Origin of the sequence: Paeniglutamicibacter terrestris, from assembly GCF_012271785.1 — a bacterium.
Classification (GTDB): domain Bacteria; phylum Actinomycetota; class Actinomycetes; order Actinomycetales; family Micrococcaceae; genus Paeniglutamicibacter; species Paeniglutamicibacter terrestris.
Genome location: NZ_JAAWVT010000005.1, coordinates 184,417 through 208,297 on the forward strand (window position 1 = coordinate 184,417; position 23,881 = coordinate 208,297).

Annotated in this window: 18 protein-coding genes and 1 tRNA gene; 9 read left to right on the plus strand and 10 right to left on the minus strand. The window is 57.8% G+C overall.

Translation table 11 applies throughout. The annotated features are described in order from the left end of the window. The first annotated feature begins 1 nt into the window (after position 1). Positions 2 to 352 carry a hypothetical protein gene (locus HED64_RS12200; protein WP_168152263.1) on the plus strand — a complete coding sequence of 117 codons (351 nt, stop codon included), beginning with the start codon at positions 2 to 4 and terminating at the stop codon, positions 350 to 352. 117 nt (positions 353 to 469) lie between these two features. Here HED64_RS12200 and HED64_RS12205 read toward each other — a convergent pair whose 3' ends face one another. From HED64_RS12205 to HED64_RS12230, 6 genes are all read right to left on the minus strand, one after another. Further along, positions 470 to 1,960, minus strand: coding sequence for an oligosaccharide flippase family protein (locus tag HED64_RS12205; protein ID WP_245325967.1), 1,491 nt, complete (start codon positions 1,958 to 1,960; stop codon positions 470 to 472). Continuing rightward, a complete protein-coding gene (locus HED64_RS12210) occupies positions 1,960 to 3,201 on the minus strand; it encodes an O-antigen ligase family protein (RefSeq protein WP_168152265.1) in 1,242 nt (413 codons plus the stop codon). Before HED64_RS12210 ends, HED64_RS12205 begins: the two co-directional genes overlap by 1 nt. Before the next feature lie 62 nt (positions 3,202 to 3,263). Next, complete coding sequence (locus HED64_RS12215) at positions 3,264 to 4,295, minus strand: glycosyltransferase family 2 protein (protein WP_168152266.1); 1,032 nt, start codon at positions 4,293 to 4,295, stop codon at positions 3,264 to 3,266. Beyond that, the gene (locus tag HED64_RS12220; protein ID WP_168152267.1) at positions 4,201 to 4,974 is read right to left on the minus strand and encodes a CDP-alcohol phosphatidyltransferase family protein; all 774 of its coding nucleotides are present in this window, start codon (positions 4,972 to 4,974) and stop codon (positions 4,201 to 4,203) included. The genes HED64_RS12215 and HED64_RS12220 overlap by 95 nt, the downstream gene beginning before the upstream one ends. Next, on the minus strand, positions 4,971 to 8,156 hold the full coding sequence (locus HED64_RS12225) for a fibrinogen-like YCDxxxxGGGW domain-containing protein (RefSeq protein ID WP_168152268.1): 3,186 nt from the start codon (positions 8,154 to 8,156) through the stop codon (positions 4,971 to 4,973). Before HED64_RS12225 ends, HED64_RS12220 begins: the two co-directional genes overlap by 4 nt. Before the next feature lie 1,878 nt (positions 8,157 to 10,034). Continuing rightward, on the minus strand, positions 10,035 to 11,666 hold the full coding sequence (locus HED64_RS12230; protein WP_168152269.1) for a glycoside hydrolase family 16 protein: 1,632 nt from the start codon (positions 11,664 to 11,666) through the stop codon (positions 10,035 to 10,037). A gap of 795 nt (positions 11,667 to 12,461) precedes the next feature. Between HED64_RS12230 and HED64_RS12235 the strand changes: the two genes are divergently transcribed. Further along, positions 12,462 to 13,823, plus strand: a complete 1,362-nt coding sequence (locus tag HED64_RS12235; RefSeq protein ID WP_168152270.1) for an exopolysaccharide biosynthesis polyprenyl glycosylphosphotransferase — start codon at positions 12,462 to 12,464, stop codon at positions 13,821 to 13,823. A gap of 66 nt (positions 13,824 to 13,889) precedes the next feature. Here HED64_RS12235 and HED64_RS12240 read toward each other — a convergent pair whose 3' ends face one another. Continuing rightward, positions 13,890 to 14,516: a TetR/AcrR family transcriptional regulator gene (locus HED64_RS12240; protein WP_245325953.1), complete on the minus strand. Its 627-nt coding sequence runs from the start codon at positions 14,514 to 14,516 to the stop codon at positions 13,890 to 13,892. A 153-nt stretch (positions 14,517 to 14,669) separates the two neighbouring features. On the opposite strand from HED64_RS12240, the gene HED64_RS12245 reads away from it, so the two are divergent. The 7 genes from HED64_RS12245 to sufU all read left to right on the plus strand — a co-directional run bounded on the left by HED64_RS12245 (position 14,670) and on the right by sufU (position 20,970). After that, positions 14,670 to 14,741, plus strand: a tRNA-Gln gene (locus tag HED64_RS12245). Between the two features lie 97 nt (positions 14,742 to 14,838). Continuing rightward, positions 14,839 to 16,311, plus strand: coding sequence for a bifunctional UDP-N-acetylglucosamine diphosphorylase/glucosamine-1-phosphate N-acetyltransferase GlmU (gene glmU / locus HED64_RS12250; protein WP_168152271.1), 1,473 nt, complete (start codon positions 14,839 to 14,841; stop codon positions 16,309 to 16,311). A 47-nt stretch (positions 16,312 to 16,358) separates the two neighbouring features. Next, positions 16,359 to 17,339 carry a ribose-phosphate diphosphokinase gene (locus HED64_RS12255; protein ID WP_132361902.1) on the plus strand — a complete coding sequence of 327 codons (981 nt, stop codon included), beginning with the start codon at positions 16,359 to 16,361 and terminating at the stop codon, positions 17,337 to 17,339. 301 nt (positions 17,340 to 17,640) lie between these two features. Further along, positions 17,641 to 18,216 carry a 50S ribosomal protein L25/general stress protein Ctc gene (locus tag HED64_RS12260; RefSeq protein WP_168152272.1) on the plus strand — a complete coding sequence of 192 codons (576 nt, stop codon included), beginning with the start codon at positions 17,641 to 17,643 and terminating at the stop codon, positions 18,214 to 18,216. 21 nt (positions 18,217 to 18,237) lie between these two features. Further along, complete coding sequence (pth, locus tag HED64_RS12265) at positions 18,238 to 18,819, plus strand: aminoacyl-tRNA hydrolase (RefSeq protein WP_168152273.1); 582 nt, start codon at positions 18,238 to 18,240, stop codon at positions 18,817 to 18,819. A gap of 409 nt (positions 18,820 to 19,228) precedes the next feature. After that, a complete protein-coding gene (locus HED64_RS12270; protein ID WP_168152351.1) occupies positions 19,229 to 20,524 on the plus strand; it encodes a SufS family cysteine desulfurase in 1,296 nt (431 codons plus the stop codon). Continuing rightward, positions 20,521 to 20,970: a Fe-S cluster assembly sulfur transfer protein SufU gene (sufU, locus tag HED64_RS12275; RefSeq protein ID WP_168152274.1), complete on the plus strand. Its 450-nt coding sequence runs from the start codon at positions 20,521 to 20,523 to the stop codon at positions 20,968 to 20,970. Before HED64_RS12270 ends, sufU begins: the two co-directional genes overlap by 4 nt. Positions 20,971 to 21,062: 92 nt before the next feature. On the opposite strand, the gene nhaA is transcribed toward sufU, so the two are convergent. The 3 genes from nhaA to HED64_RS12290 all read right to left on the minus strand — a co-directional run bounded on the left by nhaA (position 21,063) and on the right by HED64_RS12290 (position 23,769). Next, positions 21,063 to 22,415 carry a Na+/H+ antiporter NhaA gene (gene nhaA, locus HED64_RS12280; protein ID WP_168152275.1) on the minus strand — a complete coding sequence of 451 codons (1,353 nt, stop codon included), beginning with the start codon at positions 22,413 to 22,415 and terminating at the stop codon, positions 21,063 to 21,065. 187 nt (positions 22,416 to 22,602) lie between these two features. Next, the gene (locus HED64_RS12285) at positions 22,603 to 22,863 is read right to left on the minus strand and encodes a DUF1737 domain-containing protein (RefSeq protein WP_168152276.1); all 261 of its coding nucleotides are present in this window, start codon (positions 22,861 to 22,863) and stop codon (positions 22,603 to 22,605) included. A 408-nt stretch (positions 22,864 to 23,271) separates the two neighbouring features. Further along, positions 23,272 to 23,769 (minus strand): DUF2505 domain-containing protein, encoded by a 498-nt coding sequence (locus tag HED64_RS12290; protein WP_168152277.1) that lies wholly within the window; start codon positions 23,767 to 23,769, stop codon positions 23,272 to 23,274. Positions 23,770 to 23,881: the final 112 nt, after the last annotated feature.

Consider the following 23,881-nt stretch of genomic DNA (forward strand, 5'->3'; position numbering starts at 1 on the left):
CGTGAAGTATCGTGCCAATAACACGATTTCTTCCGTCATTGGCTTGAACGGCGGTACTGGGGCCGCCAGCCAATCCGTCGGTGCAGAATTCCCTGCCGATGGTCAAATGACTGTGGCAGACGCACGTGACTGGAGCATCTACAACTTGGAGCCGCTAGTTCATTCCGAGGACGTCCACTGTTTGGAATTTGACCCGACCATGCTTGCCCTGAACCATTTACTCGCCCATGGCAGTACCGTCCCGGGAAATAAGTTTTCTGTCCCGCTCGTTGTCGAAGAGATTGAAGTCTCCGCCAACCCCGGGGAGTTCTCGGAAGGCCAGTTCTCCGGCCTCAATCCCGATGAAGGATAAGACGCACAGCGAACGAACCGTGCGCAAAATAGCCGTAGAACTGGGTGACAACTCGAAACAGGAATATCGCAATGCAGGGGGTCTGTGATCGGCACACTCTGCACCCGAACCAAAGAACTACGCCTGAACCAGATAACGACGCATTTTCCAGCCAATTCCCGCTGCCAACATGCTTGCGACACCAACGGACACAGCGAGGGCAGGGAGCGTAGCGCCCAGCTGCATTCGAACAAACAGCGCGAACCCCCCGAAAAGAACTGTTGAGATGAGTGCTGGCCAGAGCATCGAGGCCCACGCAACGCGAATTCGGAGTCCCCGAGCCACTTCGAGCGTAGCAAGACCATAATCAACGACGACAGCGGCAGACCAAGCCGAGACGGCACCAATAAGACCCCACATAGGAACTAGCCAGAGATTGAACGTAACAGCGACGACAAGGGCCGAGCACTTGTTGATGAGCTGCCAATGACTCTTGCCGCCCATCAACAATAATGACTGCACACCCCCGGTGGACACGGCGAACATCATCACGGTAGAGATGATTGATAGGGGAAGCGCTCCGGCAACAAACTCTTCGCCGAACCACGACAAGACAACCGGCGCAAAAACGATCAGCGTTAGATAGAACGGCCAAGCCGTGACCAGAAGGATTCTCGCTGTGGTCGTAAAGATACGTCGTGTGGCTGCAGCATCACCGGTGGTGAGCGATGCGCTGAGCATGGGTCCTGTGACAATCCTGGCGGTGTGTTCCAGCATTGAGCCCAAATGAACGCACCGGTTGACCACTCCGTAAACCCCGGCAGCTGTGGGTCCGAGGAAAATGGCAACCGCAATGACATCAATCCACTCCAGAAGGATCTCCACCAGAGATGCGAATCCGCGGGCGGAAGCGAACGCCCAGAACCTGCGAAAGGTGACTGCCTCGGCGCCAATACCCTGCGTCGGTGAGGGCGCACTCCGAGGAATAACCTTTAGCGCTCGCCAGACCAAAACCCAAGCCAATATCGCAACAATTGCTACGGGAGTTGCCCACGCCGCGGAAAGATTTGCCACTGCGGCACCCGCCCACAAAGCAACTGCCACTGCGAGGAGCCGCAATAACGACAAGATGACGTTCTGCAGGAGCGCAAAAGAGATGATTCGGTGGGTTCCTCGGATGAAACCGAAGGCGACGGTCATTAGCGCCGCCACGGGAACTGTCACGGCAGCGATCCGGATGGCGCCGGCGAGTTGAGGCGTGTCGGTGATCAGCCCTATGGTCGGGGCAAGACACCACAGGGTGATGCCGACCATGCTCGAAAGTGCAGCCACTGGAATTGCTGACCAGCGCAGTAACTTCCACAGGGAAGAATGCTCCTCAATCGCCAACGCGGCAGAAACTGAGCGGACCAGGGCTGTGTCACTACCAAAAACGCAGGCAACGGTCATGACCGCGAAGAGGGCCACGACCTGAAAAAACAGGCCCGACACCGTTGCACCGGCGATATTGCTGACCAGCAACGTGGTGCCGAATGCGAGGATGGCTCCACCGATGACACAGGCGAAGCTGTACACGCTTGTCGAAGCGACAGTGGATTTTTGATTGGTGGTTATCGAGGAACGAGCCATCACGAATCCGAGCTTTCAACATAACGCTCTCGAAGTAGCAGGGCGATGATGATGACCACGCAGCTGAGTTGAATCGTCGCGTAACTATAGAAGGGGATCGTGCACATGACGGCGAGCGGCACAGAATGTAACCAGTGCGTATCGGTACCTGTATGCCTCATAGTTCTCAGCCACGACGAAACCAGAAAAAGGCAAAAAAGGCCAAGGCCCACAAGCCCATAACAGAACGCCAGCATCCACACATACCCTTGGGTGCCGAGAGAAACCCCGATAGTTTCCTCCAGCCGGGGACTGCCGAATCCGAGAAAAGGGGACTTAGCGACTTCCTTTAACGTTGCTTCGTACAGGGCAAGTCTGCCTCCGGTGCTGTCACTGTATTCCTGACGCCCGAGGATTTCAGAAATCGCTCCACTCGCCAGCAGGACGAACGCACCGCTGAGGACAACACCCAAGATTCCCGCGACTTGAAGGACTTTTCTGCGAAGTAGAAGCCGAAGCGTGACGTAGCCGATGGATATCGCAAGACCGATAAACATTCCCCTGTTGCTGGTAGCGAGAGCAGGGATCAGAGACGCCGCGAAACCCATAAAGAGTCCCACTTTTATCCACCAGCGACGATCGGAAACGATTCGCGAGAAGACCACTGGCGATAGAACGATGAAGGCCACACCCCAACTATTGGCGTAGGGGAAAGGCGCTGATGGTCGAACATAGGGCTCGGGCGCACCCCACGGCTGTTGTACCTCAGCCAGCGGAGGGTTTACCAGATCCGAAACCAGCTCGTTAGAAGTTAAAGAACCGGGCAGTATGGCACCGATGGGCGTGTGAAGCCTGAATTCGGGAAACATCATTCCTGCAAAACCCAAAATAACGACGGTTGCCCACACGATCAATAACCCGGAAACCAGCTTGCGGCGGGGCAAGAATTTTCTGGCATTCACCACATAGAGCATGAAAATTCCGACGGCCACAAGTTCCCCGACGCGTTGGGAGTAGGCCATGATGGCCCCCGAACCTCGGATCGAAATTCCTGCCCCGAATATCCATATGAGGAAGGCGGCCCACGGAAGAATACCCGGTACAAGAATCGTATGGCGTTTCCAGAACAAGATGAGGGCCATGAGCGCGGCAAGCATGATGGGCATAAAGGGTGTTGCTCCCAGCGCCCACCAGACAGGAAAACCCGCCAACAGGATCAATACGGGGTAAGCCGGAAGATTCCCTACCTCTCCCTCGAACATTCTGTGGGCTGGCCCCGTCATCCGAGAGTACGGTGGAATCCGCGCCTTGGTACTGAAAATTGTCATAACCCACGGCCCATTCGCTGCACCATCTCAAGGAGAGTGTCGGCCTTAATGAGTCCGAGGGCGACAACAATGGCACTCCACGCACGCGGCTGGAACGGATCGCGAGCCAGGGTGCTTCGAACCCAATGTAGGCAATCCGTTCGATTTCCCAACGCGGCATGGGCGAAAGCGACCTGGCCAGCTATCCTGGCAAGTCCCCGTGGGTCTTGTTCAAACTCGGGGAACTTTTGAAGTACGTATGTCAGGCCAGCGATAATATTCATCCAACGGCCGCTGAAGAACGAGGGCCGATCCCAGCGAACGGTCACCAAGGCTTCGTTAACCGCATGAATGGGGCCATGCTGAGTGGCTCGCAAGAGCAGGTCGTAGTCCTCACCGTAGGCAGCGGGAAGTAATTCGTCGACCAATCCGTAGATTTGGGTGAAGCCGCTACGAAGAAAAATCATCGTTGATGGGTGAATGGCGGTGATTCGGGAACGAAGGAAGTCATCGAAATTGGAAACAGCCGGAGCCAAACGGTCCACTTCGGTTTTCATGGTTCGAAGACGAATGCCCGAACTAATGGCGATCGCGGAGCGGTGCTCGTTCCATAGCTCAAGTTGCCGCGTGATCTTGTCGGGCAACCAGAAGTCATCGTCATCGCAGAACCCGATGATCTCTCCAGAAGCTGCCAAAATTCCGGTGTTTCTTCCCCCGGCGAGACCAGTGGTGCGCGAGTTTTTCACGGTCCGCAGAGTTCTGCCCTTAACGACCTCGATGTCGTGGAGAGGATCAACGGAAATTTTGTCGTAGACGACGACGACCTCGATGCTGCCGGGGTAGTCCTGGGCGAGGATAGATCGGACCGCATCTCTGAGCATTTCCGGTCGCCCACACGTGGTGATGACGGCGCTGACGGATGGTGTCCATGGGCTCAGACCGGAGTTTGGCTGTTCATCGAGAAAGGGCAAGGTATTTTCGGCGCATTGATAGCGCAGCCACGAACGAGTTAATGATGCAAAGTGCAACGTAGCTAACGGCGAAAACATGTGGAAACCCCCAGAGGATGAAGATCCAGCACAAGGTGCCCGAATCCGTTGGTAGAAGTACCACGGAGCGCAGGACGTCCTTGGCACCCTTTTCCGCCGCGGCTGCCTTAGTCTGCTGGACAGAATTTACGGCGCTCTTGCGTAATTGCTCGGCCAGAATTTGACTCATGAACTGTGCCGCGGAAAGAACCACGAACCCGAGCGCAACGTAGGGGACCCAAGCCGGAACCAACGCGGCGGAACTCAGTGCGAGGTAGACCGCAAGGTGAATGGCAGGAGTTCGAGCGGCATCAATGACGTGGTCCAGCCATTCGCCGGCAGGGCTCCCCGTGCCAGTGACTCTGGCGACCTGACCATCTGCCGAGTCCAAGCAGTAGCCGACGGCAAGGAGCCCAGCCACAAGCAATCCGGTCACGACGGAAACCGGGGAAAGGAGCAGAACCACAATCGCCACGATGGAGAATGCCGCGGAAATCGCCGACACGGTGTTGGGGGAGAGCCCCATCCGCACTGCAACGGCAGCAGCTAACCGTGCCGCACGCCGATTGAGCCACCGCGTGTAGGCCGGTACACCGGTCCCGGGCTTTTGCGCTGATCGTAGTTCGATCAAGACACCACCAATGGTGGGTCTCCTCGAGGGGGACCCACCGGTGATGATCGGTGAAGCGTCACCGATCATTTGGTGTCTTCTTTCGGTGGTGCACTGGATGCCGGAGTCTCAGCCGTTGGTACCGGGATTTTCAGCTCGGTCCCTGGACGAGGCAACACCGACTGCGAAGGAACTTCTTCCGATCGCTTTGCACTGGTGGACTCAGAAGGCGAACTCTTGGCTACCGAGGGGCTCGGCAGCACCGACGGCTTCCTTGATGGTTCGGGTGCGCTCTTCGTGGATGGTGCAGCGGATGTGACACTCGGCTTGGTCGGCGCCGGGGCGACACTTGGTTTAGTTGCTTCCGCTGTGGTGGACTCCTGCTTCTGTAGCTCCGGGGCCTTCTTCAGTAGGTTGGCCTGGGCGCCGTCGACCAGCGTGGCCTGAGCCTCGAGTTCGAAGGAATGGCTAGGCGTTGTCCGGTAGTTGGAATGGACCTCGGCCGCAATCACGTTCTGGCCCGTGACGAAGGCGCTCGCCGGGAGTTCGAACACGACTGGATTGGCGTTGACGACGGCGACCGATGGGGCAGCCGTCGCGTACGTGGTGCTCGTGATTGTCCCCGCGGGCATGTTCACTCGTTTCGCTTCGGTGCCGTTGACGTAGATGACAATCCCGTCATCGGCCCGCGTGGTGATCTGGACGGTATTAATGTCCGAGACATTAGCGAGCGTAAAGCTCTTGCGGTATTGCGAAGCGATGGGCCGAGTTGCAACGGTGGGGAAGGTGGTACCAAGTCCGGTCCAGCCCACACCCAACGGGGCAGCTCCGATGTCCCACGTGGAATCGTCGAAGGAGGTTTGCTTCCAGCCGGAAGCCGGTTCACTGTTCTCGTAACGGTAAGACCAGTTGCTACCCGCCGTGATGAGTTGCTGTGTCTGCGGCGGGATGACAGCCCCGGCGACGACTACGACCGCAGTGCTGGCCGAAATATTTCCGGCGGTGTCGATCGCGCGAACCGCGTAGCGGCCCTGAGCCAGTGCCGGAACCTGAACGGTCCGAGCGGTGGTGGTGGTCGCAATGACCCTGTCACCACGCAAGACCTGATAGCCGGCCGGGGTGCCACTCGATGCCCCCCACGAGATCGTGTCGGTGGTTCCGTCGGAGGTTGCCGTCAGCGATCCGGGGGTGCCCGGCGCCGTGTGATCGTTCATTGCGAATCGAGCAAAGCCGCCGCTCCATTGCCCCGCCCCATTAGTTCGAACGGATGAAACGAGATCCCCGCCGGTCCAGAGTGTGCCGGTACTGTCTACAAAGCTGCCCCACACCCCGTAGCCCACTCGACCCTTGATGATGGGGTTGAAGTCCGGTACGTATGCGCCGGTGGCTGCATCCCAGATGCCGACCAGGTTAATCTTGTCGGCGATGGTCCAGTCGTTTCCGAGGCTGGGCCAGAGCGTGGCTCCGGAGTAATTCCAATGGCCACAGTGGCATCCGGCATACACGAGCCCGTTGGCGGAGCTCACATCTTGGAAGTCGCCGCCCTGACGAGTGATGTTGGCAGAGAGCCGATTAAAGTTGGCTGGGTTGTAGCTGAAAAGATTGTGTTCGGAGCCGCCGAGCCAGATTCTTCCACCCTGTTCCGCCAGACCGAACTGGAAATGGGTTGTAGCGCTCGGTGTCCAGTCCCAGGGGATGACCGCCGCTCCCGCCGCGGTGGAGATGGCAGCGGCCGTATTAGTGGTGGTTGTATTCGAGGCCATGAAGTATCCCGATGCGTAAAGCCGGGTTCCATCATCGGAGCCTTCAACATCGGTGACAGTGCCGGCGAACGCGGGGTTCCAGCTAGCGTCGGGAGTTCCATTGGAAATCTGGACGCGTGCTGCGGCACGTGAGTAGACCGAATTGGTTGTCGTTCCGCCGGTGAGGTGAGTGAATGCCCCGCCAATGTACAGCCACGATCCCTCCACACTCAGGCTCCTGACCTGAACCGCACCGCCGGAAATCCGGTTTTCCAACTGGACATCCCATGTTGAGACGGTGTCGCCGGTGACCGGGTTCAACGCGACGATTCCATTAGCCGCTTTTCCGTTGGCAACGGTGAATTCCCCGCCGGCGATGACGGTGCCATTGGGCAGCACCGTGACTTCTTTGACCTCGTTGTTAAAGGTCGGTCTGAAGGTAGTCACGAATTCGCCGGTGGTGACGTTGAAACCTGCAAGATACGGCTGGGTGACCCGACCGGTCCCCGCAGAATCACGTTGTACCTGCAGGAAATTTCCTGCAGCGTAGACAGTTTGCCCTGATTGCGCGAACGACTGGATTTCGGTATTCAGCTCACCAGTTCCGTTGGCCAGACCGTTAACACCCCATACGGTGGGCTGGGCACCGGTACTCTGCACTGCCTTGTTCTCCATCTTGGGAAGACCGGCATTGGGGATCGGAGCGAAGGCCAAATTGCTTTGCAACAGGCGGGGACGGATGAACATCTGGGTGAACGGCAGCGGTTGTCCCGTAGTGGCCGAAGCGCTCCAAATGTAGCTGGTAGCGGAGTTGACACCGCGGGCCTGCGAGCCGAAGGCCCACCCTTGGTACCAGCTTTGGTTCTGGTTTTCGGAGGTGATGACACGGCGGAGCGTGTTGTCCAGCCCGAAGCTTGCGCTAGTTCCACCCGTACCGTTCTGGTTCCCATTGAAGGTAAATGAAGTGACCGGCGTTGCGGACGAGAAAGCCCACGACCAGCGATTCTTTTTGGAGACCTTGAAAGTCGATTCTTGCCAGGTCGTCCCGTCAGTTGATGCCGCTCTGCGCAGCCGGATCCCGTCGGTTAGTGCCGCGGGTGATGTGTCGTTGAGTAATCCATCAATGGTGCGCGAGTGCAGCTGGCGCGGCGTAAAAGCACCTGTGCCGGTGACGACGGAGTTCACTTGCGCAGTTGTGCCCAACCCTTCGTAGTTCTCTTTCCATCCTTGTCTTCCTCGGCCGATCAACACCCAACCGCCGCCATTGGTTACTTGGTCACAATAGAACTGCTCCGGAGCCGACATCGCGGGGGTATATAGCCAGTTGAGCCCACTGTCGGCTTGAGGATCGAGCTGCTTGGCTTCCCAACAGGAAGCGGCAGCATTTAACTGTGTAGAGCCGTCATGGATAACTTCGGCTGCTTGTGCGGGTACGGGACCCAACAGGAATCCTGCGACCAGAGCAATAACGCCGAAAACGGCGCATGCGGATTTCGGAGCTAGACGTGATTTTCTAATGCGCGAGTACATGAGTGGTTCCTCGTTCTTCCTCAGCAAGACGAATCATTGGGAAATTGGTGATTGACGACTACCCAAGATTGAGCCTTGAATGAGAGGTCATAGATGTTCACCGCGGTGCGTGTACCCGGTGGAGTCGCATCGGTCACAATGTGCCCGTCGGGTTCCGTGACTTTGATTGCGCTGGAGTCGAGACAGACGAAAACTCGTATTGATTTGGCGCCCTTGACGTTGAGGTCTTGAACTCGGGGCTCACCAACCACCTGAACTTTTCCTGTCTGAGACCACCCATTGGATGCATATTCAGCGAACTGGGATTGCAATTCCAATTCGGCGATGCCGGAGGCGACTTTCGAATAGTCCGGTACCTTGATGGCCTTTTCCGGAACTTGGCGACCGGGTGAAATTCCTTGTGCCCCGGTGATGAACTTCTGCACGGGCTCCGATTCGGAAGCTTGGGCAGAACGCGCATTTGATGTTTTGGGCCAGCTCTTGGGCACGGGCGGGAACGACGGTAATGGTTCCGCTTTCAGTGTCGTTGTGGGTGCTGGTTTTACCACGGGAGCAATTGGCTTCGCTGCCGGTGCACGGCTGGTTTTTGGTTCCGTCGAAGCTTGGCTCGAACTGGCCTCAGCCGCTGGGGCCGTCTGGCGAGCTGCTGAGCTGGATGGCAGGGCGCTGCTCGCTATTTGGCTGTTGCCCTCGGGTATCTCTGGATCGCCTCGTGATGCTGCCTGAGCTGTGCTCACTGCAATGAACGCTGCAATGGACAAGCCGCCAACCCATATCCCCCATTGACGCCAGGTGGAACGGGATTGCCCGTGTGTTCGTTTTGCACCGTCGCCGAGCTCCCCAAAGCCCCGGGACGAAGGTCCCTTTTCCTGCACTTTAACTCCTCGTTGGTCTACGTGCGGATAAGTTCCCACGCTTATTCGCAACCGATGCTGTGGTGAGCCCCCAACCACGTGCCCTTGCACTGTAGGGCGCATGCAGAGGGTACTTCAAGGTCGGTTGAGGGTTCTTAGGACTGCATGAATGGGTGATCAAGAAAGTCGAGTGAGCGGAGCCCCTGATCCAAGTGCTTAACGAGTATCTGTCCTCCTTTGGACAGGTCCCGGACAAGAGTTTCTGCCGTATTTTCGAGATAGGAATACTCGTGGCTCAACGCCCGAGGAGCAATAGCGTTAGAGGTGTCGATTTCCGCTTCGACGGCCAGAAATTAGAGGTAGTTAATTTTTGGCACGTAAGGGGCTAGCGGGTTAAGACCCGGCTCTCACTCCTTGCGCTCAGGACGGGCCGGCGGCGTGCAATCGAAATCGTGAGACATTTCGATTTGCCCCCCAGACGTCGCCGACCCCCTCCAGCGGGAATACACATGACAAGTAGCTCGGACTCGTGACACGGCAGAGGTGTGGCTTCGCCCCCCGAAATCTTAAAACCACGGCTTCGTCCCAGGACGTAGCAAGTACAGAAGAGAAGTTGGCTGTTCGCCCTATTCGTTGAATCGGTATTTAGCGCGACATCTGGCATGTTGATTTGCCTGTCTGGCAGGGCTTTGAATCTGTCGCTCATCGGGAAAGCGCCCAACAGACCGCACCAGAGCCGGGGTTCTCGGATAAACGGGACATGGATGCCGGCGGGCTTGCACAACGGACGCCGTGTCCGAGGGGGGATATCCAGATATTGAAGACAGGAAATAGCGCGGTGAATCGCGGTAGGACACCACCTGATTGACCTGAGCGACGAGCAGCATCCAGATGCTCCGCCGAATGCAACTAATCCGAACATGACAAAGGACCGCCCACAATCGACTCACGAAGGGTGAGTGGACGGTGGTCGGCCCTCTTTTGTGGCTCGCGGTCATTCGCGGCCACCATGGAACTGTGTTGTTTAGCCCTTGTACGACCACGCCTTGACGTAGTCAACCTGGAAATCGGAGTGGTCCTTGGTCACTGAAGAATTGGTGACGTCTGGCATACCCCAATACGGGGATCCATACTGAGTGTTCAGTCGCATATGGAATTTCGCATTGGTTTCGAAGGCTGCCTCGTAGGCTGCATTGCCAGCGCGGTCCACCGACTTGAATTCCTTGCCATCAAACAGCCATTTCATCCCTTGGGGGGTCCACTCGAAGGTCCACGTATGGAATTCGCTGGATAAGGTGGAAGTGACTGGAATCCAGGAATTCGTCTTGCTCTTCCCCGTTTGGTCGTAGTGGAGCGTGCCTTCTGCCCGATTCTGAGGGTCAAACGACACCGACGTCGGGGTCCCATAGGCCTCCATGATGTCGATTTCTCCGCCCGTAGCACCGCCATCGGGGCGCAGCCAGAATGCCGGCCAGATGCCCTTCGAATTGTTGGCTGTGAGCGGGAGCTTGGCACGCATTTCCCAGCGTCCGTACTTTTGTGAGAACTTGCCAATCGTGTCGATGTAGGCGGTAGAGAACCAGCGTTCGCCGCTCTTAACAACAGGAGTAGCGAGCTTCTTGCCCTCTAAGTGGAGGAGCCCGTTGGAAGTGCTGGCGTTGTCTTTTGAGATTACCGCGCGATCATACGAAAGGACGCCGTGCGTCGAATCGTCACGGACGATCCACTTATTGAGGCTAGTTGTCCCAAAATCGTCGGAGAAGACCGGGGTGCCCCACTGCGAGCCGGCGTTTGACGTATCGGTATCGGTATCAGGGAGGGGTGCCGGAGTCGGGGCAGGAGTTGGAGTCGGCGTTGGCGCCGGAACCGGATCGCTGACTTGGGTTAGAGGCAGAATCTTCAGATCGTCGAAGGCAAGTGTCATGGCCTGGCTGCCGCTGCCTCGATATCCGCTGATCGAGGTCATGCCCTTGGTCGTGATGGCACTCGCAGAGGAATCAGTGAACGAGGCCGACCATTCGGTTGGCTCGGTCTGTCCTACCGCCCAGACCTTGGACTCGACAACGACTTTAGGCTTTCCGGTAACACGTAGCTTGAGGTTGAACTGCTGGCCAGCCTTTACCGTCAACGGCAGTGAAACTGATTTAAGTTGGGTGGTTCCACCACCGGAGTTCCAACGCGAGATCTCAATTACGGTTTTTCCTGTGGGCAAGATGCGCAGAGTTGAACGGTAGTTTCCAGTACCGCTATCGCGACCAAAGAGCGAGGTGTACACACCGGCTGACCCTGTGGGTAGCGCAGGTACCTTGACCTTGACCGAAGATTCGGAATCCATCAGGTCGTACCTGGTCCGGACGGTGGTGGTGCTGCTGGCGGACGACAGGGGCATCAACGCCGTGCCGGCTGAAACCGAGAGGTTGTTGGCAGTGCTGTAGTAATTGACACCACTTGGCGATTTGCCCCACGAGCCGGTGACAGTGCGAGTCATCGAATCGTCGACAATCGGATCTCCAGCCTTCATGGTGGCAGCATTTGCTGGGGATACTGGGCCGGTGAAGCCCGCGGTAGTCAACATCGCGGCCATGAGGATGGCAGCGGGCACCTTGAAGCTGAACTGGCGAAGGGTGGGGGATGAATCTTGGCTTGAGTTAGACATTGGGGATGGGGGTCTCCAAATATGCGCTTGACCACCCAGACGGGCCAATTAGGATGCGGGGAACGGGTACGGGAACGAATATCGTTGTGAGACGCATTGAGCTTTTCATGCACCAACTTCGTTAGCAAATCGTGACATTGAGGTCGCGAAACCTTCGAATCGCGCCTTTGAAGTGTGCTTACGCCCCGTCTTTCGAGCGTTTCGCTTCGGAGGGCAGTGGCAAAAGTCACTTTCCTTCGTGGAGTGAATCAAGCTTGGGAATTGCCGTTCTCGCATGCTGTTTCCACGATTTTCGCACGTAATCGTGAAGTTGGATCCTCGATTGTGGGTCCACTTATTTCTGCGTCGGGGTGCAGTCCGACGTCGCGTATGGTTCGCGTCTTGTGCAAGTGGTTTCGGGTCTCGACTGAGAAGCACGAGCGGCCGGACACCGTAGGGATCAGCGTACTGTTTACCCGTGTTTCAGCTTGGTGTGTTGCATAGCGTAGAAAAATAGCCATGCAAATTGGCGAACTTGGGGGCTCTCGCTTTGGGTGTTGGGGCCGCATAGATTCAGGCAAGGATGGAGAATTTTGCGTACCGAAATCAAAGGTGCATTCCGCAGCGGCGCCAGTGGGGGAGCAAGGGGAGTTTTGCCGTCGTTGTTGAGGGAAGTTTGCGCTGATGTCCGCTGAACTGGGTGACGGGGTTCTTGAATCAGTGCTCGGTATAGCTCCTCCATGGCGAGGCGCCCGACGTGCACTCGATAGCAACGCTGCAGCGTCATTGCCCGCTAGAGCGCGACGTCGACGGTGGGTGAAGCTCCTGACAATCGTCGATGCTTTGGTCATTTCCTCAGTCATGCTCTTCGCGTGGAATACCGTCGTGGGTGTCGAACGTGGAGGACTTTTCCCCTACCTTCCGATTATGGCTTTTTCGTGGTTCGTGATCTTGGGTGTCGGGGGAGCACGGCGAGCGGAAGTTCTGGGTCGCGGGGTGGATGAATATCGAAGGGTTATCGGGGCCAGCCTGCTCGCGGTGGGCCTCATGGCATTCACCGGCATGGAATTGAGACTTGAGGGCACCCGGCAGGTCGCATTTTCCGCACTTCTTGCGGGCCCCCCGGCATTGTTGTTGGCACGGTGGCTGCTGCGGAGATTGCTGCGCCATCGGGCGAAAAGCGGGGCCACGCTATCAAAAGTGGTTGTCATTGGATGTGCCAGCGATATCGAGTACGTGGTCAGCCGAGTGTCCAAGGCATCATCTGCGGGCTACCAAATCGTGGCACTCATTGAAGACACCGGAACATCAATGGAGCTGGAACCACTGGTTCCGGTGACGCACAACCCGGAAGACCTAGAACACATGATCAGCACTCATGGTGCAGATGCGGTCATCGTTGCGGGCCAGCTGAACGCCGGCAAGGATGCAGTGAGAAACCTGGGGTGGGAACTGGAAAGACTAGGAGCCGAAATGATCTTGGCTTCGAACCTGACAAATGTTGCCAGTTCTCGGATTCACATCAGAGAAGTGGATGGACTACCACTGATGCATGTTGAACGCCCTGCATTGTCTGGCATGAAGATGCGTATCAAGCGTGCGGTGGATATTTGCCTGACGACGATTGCCTTGACGATCCTGCTTCCAGTGTTCTTGATGATTGCTATTGCCATCAGGATGGATTCGAAGGGACCTGTAATCTTCGCGCAGCGCCGTATCGGCAAACGGGGTCAAGAATTCACCATGCTGAAATTCCGCACGATGTGCGTTGACGCGGAATCACGGCTGGATGGACTCAAAGATCAAAATGAAGGTGCCGGACCGCTGTTCAAAATGAAGGGAGATCCTAGAGTGACGAAGATCGGCAAGCTGCTCCGTAAGACCTCTCTAGATGAGCTCCCACAGCTGATCAACGTCATCAAGGGGGACATGTCTCTCGTGGGGCCACGACCGCCGCTGCCATGCGAAGTTGAGACTTATGAACGTCACACCTTTCGGCGTCTGCTGATTCGCCCAGGGCTAACGGGTCTTTGGCAGATTAGTGGAAGGAGCAACCTGAGCTGGGAAGACAGCGTCAGACTCGATCTCTATTACGTCGAAAACTGGTCACTGGTGGATGATCTGGTAATCATGTGCCACACAGCCAAGGCGATGATTCGTCCGAGCGGTGCGTATTAGGCATCGCGCCTTGTGACTCGATTGCTCAGGCCCATGGTCAGGGCGAGTTAGCGGACGCCGAAGATCTCAAGAATCGCGGAGCCCTGGTTCCTTTCGAAGCCCTGTAAGCCCGTACCAGGCGAGATTCACCACGTGAGCGGCAACCGTTCGCTTGTCCGGTACTCGTGCATCCAGCCACCACTGTGCAGTCATCGCCACCATACCCACGAGCATTTGAGCGTAGATGGAGCTGTCCTCGGAGCTAAATCCACGCTGCGCAAATTCGTCAGCAAGGATCTCCTCGACCTGTTCGGTGACCTTGGAGAGCAGCGTGGCGTATGTCCCGCCCGGCTCGGACGGTGGGGCATCTCGGACCAGGATCCGGAACCCCGCGGTGTTGTCTTCGATATAGGTCAGGATGGCGAGCGCGGCCTTTTCCAACAAAACGCGCGAAGTATCTTCGCCCGAGAGTGACTCGGTGATTCGGGCCAATAACTCCCGGTATTCGTTGGTCACCACTTCCATGTAGAGCGCTTCCTTGGAACCAAAGTGCTCATAAACGATGGGCTTTGAGACACCCGCCGATCGCGCGATTTCCTCGATAGTTGTCCCATCTACGCCACGCGAAGAAAACAACTGACGAGAAATATCCATCAGCTGCAGCCGACGTTGGACTCCGGTCATGCGCGTGCGAGGTCGTGCGGTGGGGCTCATAGCCAACATACTAAGCACAAATGTGGGGTTAACCATGCTCTGTCACAGCCGTATGAACGCAGAATGAACAGGTTGCCGCCCGTCAAGTCGCATCGATGCCCCGAGTCGTGGCAGAATAGTTCACTGTGCCGCTGAGGCGAGCTCAACGCACATTCCGCCCTGGTGTAATGGCAGCACCCCAGCCTTTGGAGCTGTGGAGTATAGGTTCGAATCCTATGGGCGGAACGCAACACTCATCGATGTCCCGGAATTTTTGCCGGGATAGAATGATGAGGCCTGGCCCGGCCGGTCCGGCTAGCCAAATGTACAGGGAGTACCAATCTTGAGCGTTCAAGCCAACGCACCAGCCGCTGTCATCGTTCTCGCCGCAGGTGCGGGAACCCGGATGAAATCGGCGAAACCCAAGATCTTGCACGAACTCGGCGGTCGTTCGATGGTCGGCCACGCGCTGGCCGCGGCCGAGGGACTAGCCCCGCAAACTCTTGTAGCAGTGGTCCGCTTCGAACGTGAACGCGTCGTTGAGCACCTCCTCCAGATCAAGCCGGATCTTGTCATCGCCGACCAGGATGAAGTTCCCGGTACCGGACGGGCCGTTCAGCAGGGTCTGGACCAGCTGGACCCCGCTCTTGAGGGAACCATCGTGGTGACCTACGGTGATGTGCCGCTGTTGACCACCGAGTTGCTCAACGAACTGGTTGCCACTCATGACCGCGAAGGCAATGCCGTCACGGTTCTCACCGCACTTCTTCAGGACGCCACCGGCTATGGTCGAATTCTGCGCGCCGAGGACGGAACCGTCACCGGAATCCGTGAGCACAAGGATGCGACCGACGAAGAGCGTGCCATCCGCGAAGTGAACTCAGGAATCTACGCGTTTGACGCTCAGGTATTACGCTCGGCACTGGCCGAGGTCACTACCGACAACGCGCAGGGCGAAATGTACCTCACCGACGTTCTGGGCATTGCCCGGTCTACCGGGGGACGCGTCGCCGCCGTTGTCACCGAGGACGCGTGGCAGGTCGAAGGTGCAAACGACCGTGTCCAGCTTGCCGCACTTGGCAAGGAAATGAACCGCCGCATTCTGGAAAAGTGGATGCGCTCCGGAGTGAGCATCATTGATCCGGACAGCACCTGGATTGACGTTCAGGTGGCACTGTCCAACGACGTCACCATCAAGCCGGGAACACAGCTTCACGGAACCACCGCCGTCGGCACCGACGCTGTGATCGGTCCAGATACCACTCTGACCAACACTCAGGTGGGTCGCGGTGCCAAGGTAGTCCGTTCGGACGTCACCGATTCAAGCATCGCCGAGGGTTCCTCCGTGGGCCCCTTTGCCTACCTTCGCCCGAAGACCATTCTTGGTCCGGACGCCAAGATTGGCGCCTTCTACGAGACCAAGAACATTGTTGTTGGCCGTGGTTCTAAGCTTTCACACCTCGGCTACGCCGGTGACGCTGAGATTGGCGAATTCACCAATATCGGCTGTGGCAACATCACCGCCAACTATGACGGCGTCAACAAACATCGCACCGTAATCGGCTCGCATGTTCGCACCGCCTCCAACACCGTATTTGTTGCCCCAGTTAGCGTGGGAGACGGCGCGTATACAGGTGCTGGTGCGATCGTACGCAAAAACGTTCCGGCAGGGGCACTCGCCCTTACCGTGGCCCCGCAGCGCAATACGGAGGGCTGGACGATCACTAAGCGTCCGGGTTCCCCGGCTGCCGACGCTGCTTTCAAGTCCGCACTTGATTCTGGCCTAGCCGCCGGATCAGCGGATCAGGCAAAGTAACCTACTACTTTATTTTCGATCCCCAGTCTGAGTGAGAAAGCGATCCCATGAGCGAACTGACCTATACCGTCGATAAGAAGTTGGTACTGGCTTCCGGGCGTGCGCACCCCGAGCTGGCCGAGGAAGTAGCAGCGGCCCTTGGGACCGAGCTGCTTCCGATGAGTGCCTATGATTTCGCCAACGGTGAGATCTACGTGCGTTCCGGCGAATCGGTGCGAGGCAAGGATGTATTTGTCATCCAGGCTCACCCCGCGCCGTTGAACAACTGGCTGATGGAACAGTTGATCATGGTTGATTCCATGAAGCGCGCCTCGGCTCACCGCATTACGGTAGTGGCCCCGTTCTACCCCTATGCACGTCAGGACAAGAAGGGCCGTGGCCGCGAGCCGATCTCGGCTCGTTTGGTCGCCGACATGTTCAAGGCTGCCGGCGCCGATCGCATCATGAGCGTTGACCTGCACACCGCGCAGATTCAGGGCTTCTTCGACGGCCCCGTCGATCACCTCTTTGCCATCCCGTTGCTGGCTGACTACATCCGTGAAATCGTCGGCGACGACGCCGTCACCGTTGTTTCTCCGGATACCGGACGCGTTCGTGTTGCAGAGCAGTGGGCAGAACGCCTTGGCGGTGCGCCGCTGGCGTTTGTGCACAAGTCTCGTGACCTCACTGTTCCGAACCAGGCTGTCTCCAAGACGGTCGTCGGCCAGGTCGAGGGCCGTACCTGCGTATTGATCGATGACATGATCGACACTGGTGGAACCATCGCCGGCGCTGTGAAGGTGCTGAAGGACGCAGGCGCCAAGGACGTCATCATTGCCGCGACGCACGCTGTGTTCTCGGACCCAGCAGCGCAGCGCCTGGCCGAATGTGGTGCCCGCGAGGTCGTGGTGACCAACACGTTGCCGATCCCGGAGTCCAAGCGCTTCGATTCCTTGACGGTTCTCTCCATCGCGCCATTGTTGGCCCGCGCCATCACCGAAGTCTTTGAAGACGGTTCTGTGACCAGCCTCTTTGACGGCGACGCCTAAAGAGCGCTCTGGCAACACCCCTGAGCGAGGGCCCTGCTGTTTCCACTTTGGAAGCGGTGGGGCCCTCGCCGTTAATCGGTACGAATCTTGAGCGCAGCATCCAGAATTTCTCTCCTGTGCCCTCATACTGCTAAAATATTTACTTGTGCCCAGGCGAGGGAACCTCACAAAAATGAGGTTCCGTTATCGACGAGGCTAGAAACGCACTACGCGTCCTTCTCCTGAGAGGGAATCGGATGATGTTGCTTCTAGGCCCGAGCGGGGCAGGAACCAATTAATCATCTTCCTCAAGGAGAACACCATGAGCAACATCATCACGCTTGACGGCGAACTGCGCACCGACTTCGGCAAGGGCGCTGCCCGCCAGGCTCGCCGCGCCGGCAAAATCCCTGCAGTAATCTACGGTCACGGTACCGATCCGGTCCGCGTTCTGTTGCCGTTGGCAGCAACCACCCTTGCTGTTCGTGGTGCTAACGCACTGTTGAACATCTCGGTTGATGGCGAAGACACCATCACCTTGGTGAAGGACATCCAGCGCCACGCACTGCGCCAGACCGTTGATCACCTTGACCTCTTGATCGTCAAGAAGGGCGAGAAGGTTATCGTTGAGGTTTCCATCGTCGTCGAAGGTGCGCTGCCTGCCGGTGCCGTTCTGTCCATGGATCACCCGTCGGTTTCCGTCGAGGCTGAAGCTGTGGCACTGCCGGAGCGCGTTATCGTCAACATTGATGGCCTCACCCCGGGTACTCACATCCTCGCTTCAGATCTGATCCTGCCGGAGGGCACCGCCCTGGCCGTTGAAGCCAACACCGTTGTCGCCATGATCGAAGCCGTTGCAACCGAGACCGAAGAAGAATCGGCAGCTTCCGCCGAGTAGTCATTTGAATTTGGTTGTCGCATGAGTAGCGATACCTGGCTTGTAGCCGGGCTCGGGAATCCCGGGCCCGGCTACGCGCATAACAGGCATAATGTCGGCCAAATGGTCTTGGATGAATTGTCTTCACGCGTGGGGGGAAAATTCAAAACGCATAGTTCCCGCGCTCAGATCCTTGAAGGCCGCATGGGGATCGGCGGGCCCCGGCTTGTTCTAGCCAAGCCGATGACCTACATGAACCTCTCGGGTGGCCCGGTGGCCAACCTCGCGAAGTTTTTTGGCATCGATCCCGCACATATCATTGCTGTGCACGACGAAATCGACATTGACTTTGACACCATCAAGCTCAAACTTGGTGGTGGCGAAGGCGGGCACAATGGCCTGCGCGATATCTCTAAGGCGCTAGGCACCAAAGACTATCTCAGGGTCCGCGTTGGCGTTGGGCGGCCACCTGGCCGCATGGACACCGCGGATTATGTCCTCAAGGATTTCTCCAAAGACGAAAAGAAAGATCTTCCGTTCTTGATCGACACAGCGGCGGACGCCGTTGAAGTGATCATGAGCCTGGGACTCGACGCTGCGCAGCGCAAATTTCATATCGCCTGAGCAAAAAAGCGTAAAAACCCGTTCACCTTTTACCGCACACTAGTGGATCACGGGCTTAGGCCGAGGAATCGACGAGTGAATTTGTTGAAGACTTGAGCGGGTTCTAGAATGATCTAGTGCCTTTTTGGCCCCGAACTAGGGGCTGGTAGTGGGCGGCCTCCGAGACTGGGCCACCCCCATCCCACTACCAGCCTCTTTTTTTATGCCTTCGTTCAGTGGTAGCCCAAATTGGTAAGGGTCGACTTATGTGCCCTGAACGCTCGAACGTGGGAGAATTAGCGAAGTAAATGATGCCGTAATCGTTTTGCGCTCCGGAAGCTGCAGTTCATGAATCCTCTGCAGCCCAAGCGGCGCAGCCGGCAAAGAACATCCTTTGGAGGAGCCCAACGTGTCCAGTGCAACGACCACGATGCAAGACACCCTTCCCAACCCTCTGAACGACGTGGAGGTTGCGCGGCTGCGGGCAGACTTCCCAATCCTGGGGCGCAGCATCAACGGTGCGCCGCTAACCTATCTGGATTCAGGCGCCACTTCACAGAAGCCCAGCTGCGTCTACGAGGCAGAACAGCACTTCTACGAAAACTTCAATGCAGCCGTACACCGCGGAGCCCATTCACTGGCCGTTGAGGCGACAGATATTTTCGAACAGGCGCGCACCACCGTAGCCGAATTTATCGGTGCCAAGGACAACGAAGTCGTGTGGACCTCGAACGCCACCGAAGCACTAAACCTCGTCACCTACTCCTTCGGAAATGCGAGTGCAGGCCTCGGGGGAGACGCCGCCAAGCGCTTCGCGCTAGGTGTTGGCGACGAAATCGTCGTCACAGAACTTGAGCACCACGCCAATCTAATCCCTTGGCAGCAGCTGGCCCAACGTACAGGCGCCACCCTGAAGTACATTCCGGTGGACGAATCAGGTGCACTGCGTATGGATCTGGCTGGCGATATCATCACCCCGGCCACGCGGATCCTCGCCTTCACTCACGTTTCGAACGTCCTGGGCACCGTGAACGATGTTGCTGCGCTGGTGGCGCTGGCCCGCAACGTTGGAGCGTTGACGGTATTGGACGGCTGCCAGTCGGTGCCGCACCTTCCGGTTGATGTTAAATCCCTCGACGTGGACTTCATGGCGTTTTCCGGACACAAGATGCTTGGCCCCACGGGGATTGGCGGACTCTACGGTCGTGCCGAACTTCTCGACGCGATGCCGCCGTTCCTCACCGGGGGATCCATGATTACCTCCGTGAGCATGGAGAGCGCACAGTTCCTTCCCTCGCCGATGCGTTTTGAGGCCGGGACGCAGCGCATCTCGCAGGTCCACGGGCTGGCCACGGCCGTTTCCTACCTACGTGAAGTGGGCATGGAGCGGATCGCAGGCTGGGAGGAATACCTGGGCGAGCGCATGCTCACGGGGCTCTCGTCCATCGATGGTGTCCGCGTTCTTGGCCCCGGCCTTGGCGCCGCACGGATCGGAACCGCACCCTTCATCATCGAAGGTGTGCACCCCCACGATGTGGGCCAGTTCCTCGACTCGCGCGGTGTAGCCGTTCGCGTGGGGCATCACTGCGCTCAACCACTACACCGGGCACTGGGAGTGGTTTCCAGCACCCGAGCTAGCACCTACTTATACAACACCACCAGCGACATCGATGCTCTGCTGAATGCAGTAGCTGACGTGCGCGGATACTTCGGAGTCGGCAAGTGAGCGATCTGGACCAGCTGTACCAACAAATCATCTTGGACCATGCCAAGGCCCGGCACGGCGCCGGACTGCTCGAGGCACCCGAGGGCATTGCCCACGGCGAATCGTTGCAGCACAACCCCGTCTGTGGTGACCACATCCAATTGCGTCTCCAGCTTGATGGAGACGTCGTTAAGAACGTCTCCTGGGAGGGCGACGGCTGCTCGATCTCCATGGCTTCGGCCTCGGTGCTCAGCGAAATGGCAGAAGGCCTCGATCGCGAAGAATTCATGAGCATTCTGAACGAGTTCCGTGAACTAATGCGTTCGCGTGGAACCCGGGCCGGAGACGAAGAGGTCCTCGGGGACGGGGCAGCCTTCGCCGGTGTATCCAAATTCCCGGCTCGAGTGAAGTGCGCGATGCTTTCCTGGGTTGCCGCGGAGGCAGCCCTGCTACAGGCCAGCGCCTAGGCGCGTTACACCGCGGAAGTTCAAGAGCCGGGTTGTTTCACCCCTGAAGGGTGAAGCAACCCGGCTCTTTTGTGCCGTTATTCGCTGGAGGTTTAGGCGTTGTTCTCCGGGCGCTGGAAGATATCGGGGATATTGTCCCCGTTGTCATCTCGGGCAGCTTTCTCATTGATCAATCGGTAACGACGGTCTCGGGGTCGCAACCAAATCGTGCCGAGAATCGCAGCAATCAGGGAGCCCAGCAGAATGGCCACCTTGGCATGGTCGTAATGTGGTGAGGCCAATCCGAACGACAGCTCGGAGACCAGTAGTGAGACGGTGAAGCCGATCCCGGCCAAGAAGGTCACACCGAGCAGGTCACCCCATTTGGTGTCCGGATCTAGATTGGCCTTAGACGACCGAGTCACCAACCAGGTGGCTCCGAGAATGCCGATGGGCTTGCCAAACACGAGCCCGATAACGACGCCCCAGAGCACCGGGTCGCCCAACGCCGAGGCGAAGCCTTCGGCGCCACCCACGGCCACGCCAGCGGAGAAGAACGCAAAAATCGGTACGCAGAAACCGCTGGAGAGCGGACGGAAACGGTGTTCGAACTGTTCGGCCAGGCCGGGCTTGTCGATCTCATCCTTGTTCTTTCGCAGCACTGGGACGCAGAAACCCAACACGACGCCCGCGATGGTTGAGTGGATACCAGAGCCGAAGACTAGCGCCCAAGCGACGATCCCCAGGGGCAAAAGGATCAGCCAAGGGGCCCACAACTTGGCAGCAAAGAACTTGGGCCATTTGTGGGTGACGAAGGCAAAAAGGGCGATGGGAATCATTGCCAACAGCAGGTATGGTGGCCGCAGATCATCGGTGAAGACGAAGGCGATGATGACAATGGCAATGAGGTCATCCACGACCGCGAGTGTCAGCAGGAAGATCCGCAGCGGGGAGGGAAGATTCGAACCGATGACCGCTAGGACTGCAACGGCGAAAGCAATGTCCGTGGCGGTGGGGATAGCCCAGCCGCGCAAGGTTTCCCCTCCGGTCGAGGCATTGAGGGCAACAAATATCAGCGCTGGGACCAGCACGCCGCCGAAGGCCGCCGTCACCGGGACGATCGCACGCTTCATGTCGCGCAAATCGCCGGCGACAAACTCTTTTTTGAGCTCTAGGCCAACCAAGAAGAAGAACACCGCGAGTAACCCGTCGGCTGCCCAGTGACCTAGCGAGAGATTAAGATCGATGCCAAAAATGGCGAATCCGATATGGAAGTCACGCAGTGCAAAGTAGCTGTCAGCCGCGGGGGAGTTGGCCCAAATTAGTGCAATAACTGCGCCAATGATGAGGACAAGACCGCCGACGGTTTCTTTGCGCAGAATTTCGCCGATGCGGAGCGACTCGGCATAACTGCCGGGGCCAAAAGCCGTCTTGGGCTTTGGTGTAGGTGTGGGAGCTTGGCTCATGGGGAATCTTCAATTCTTTTGGGGACGCTAAAGTTATCGCCGACCAGACTTCCCGGCACACCTGATTTCTACCCTAACGCCTTAACACGTTCGGGCGCACATCCATTCGCGCAGATGACCTCATCGACTCCGATAGCTATCGAGCCATCAAGGTGTGCCGAGTGCTGGAAAGAGTTCCCCTTCTAGCTCAGGCGATCCCATCTCCGTCGAAGACTAGATTCGAGTCAAGCTCGTCAACGGCGCTGGACACGGCCGCATCGCTGGTGGCGACGGCCTTCGGGAGGATGATTGCTTGGGCGCAGATGACGTTGGTGCCGTCGAAGGTCACGGCAGGCCCACCATGGAGCACGTATCCCTCGGTTAGGGCGGTAGAGATGCGCTCACAGAAGCTGCTGTCATCGGGGCCGGTAATCAACCGGTAGGCCAGCAAGGTTTTTTCTTCGGACATGGTGTCTCCTTTTTGATGGCACGGGGCTGGTCGGTACAAGTCCAGGGGCGCTCGTCTTGGCTGGGCTGCTAGGTAGTACGTCCAGGCCGAACGCCGGTACATAGGACTTATTGTGAAACTAACACAACGTCCCGAACCGAACTGCACCAAAATCGGTGCCACTAAATAAACTCTGGAGAAACATTGCCTCCGTGTATCCGCCGGGGCCAACGTGAATGGAGGATGGAGGGTATCTCGGTGCTGTGGACGTCTTGGCGCCACTGCTTCCTTCGATGCGTCCATCGGATACATAAAAACGTGGGCACCATCGTCGCTGGCGAAATCGCCGAGGACGATGGTGCCCACGTTTGTGTCATGGAGACCTGTTAGCTGCCCGACACGGGCACCGTCACCAAAGCCGGAAGGCTATTAGCCTCGTTCAATCCACGAGGTAACCTTGGCGCCCTGAAGCTTCAGGGCCTTGGAGATGAAGGGTTCCGCGGCCGAGGCGATTTTTCCGCCCACAAACGGGATGGAGGAGGACACCGTGGCTTCGATGCCGAGCGTTGCGCCAGCTGCGGTGGGACGCAGGGACTCGGTACCGGCAACTGAGACAGGCAACGAACCGACGGTGAGCTTCAAGGTGGCATCGCGCGAACCGTCGGCTGCCGGAGCGCTCCATGACTCAACCTGAGTGACCTCAACCGACTGACCCACAAACTTCCGGGCGATTTCCGGAGCGCGGTCGGTGGGCAGCGTACGGACGGTGGTCAGCGTGAATGCGGCTGCGGTGTCTCCGGCGACCTCAAAGCTCTTGAGCTCTCCGCCGACCAATGATGTCAGGTGTTCGGCAAAGTCGCGGTCGGCAAGGGTGGCAACAATGGCCTCGGGGGCGTGCGCAATGTCTGTGGTGGCGTTAAGAGCCATAGGGACGAACTCCGTAAATTAGATTGGCCGAGCCAATATTGATGCAACCACACCAGCGTACCGGGCATGAGCGCGCGCGGCGGTACGCTAGAAGTGCGCACCCCGGGATTCA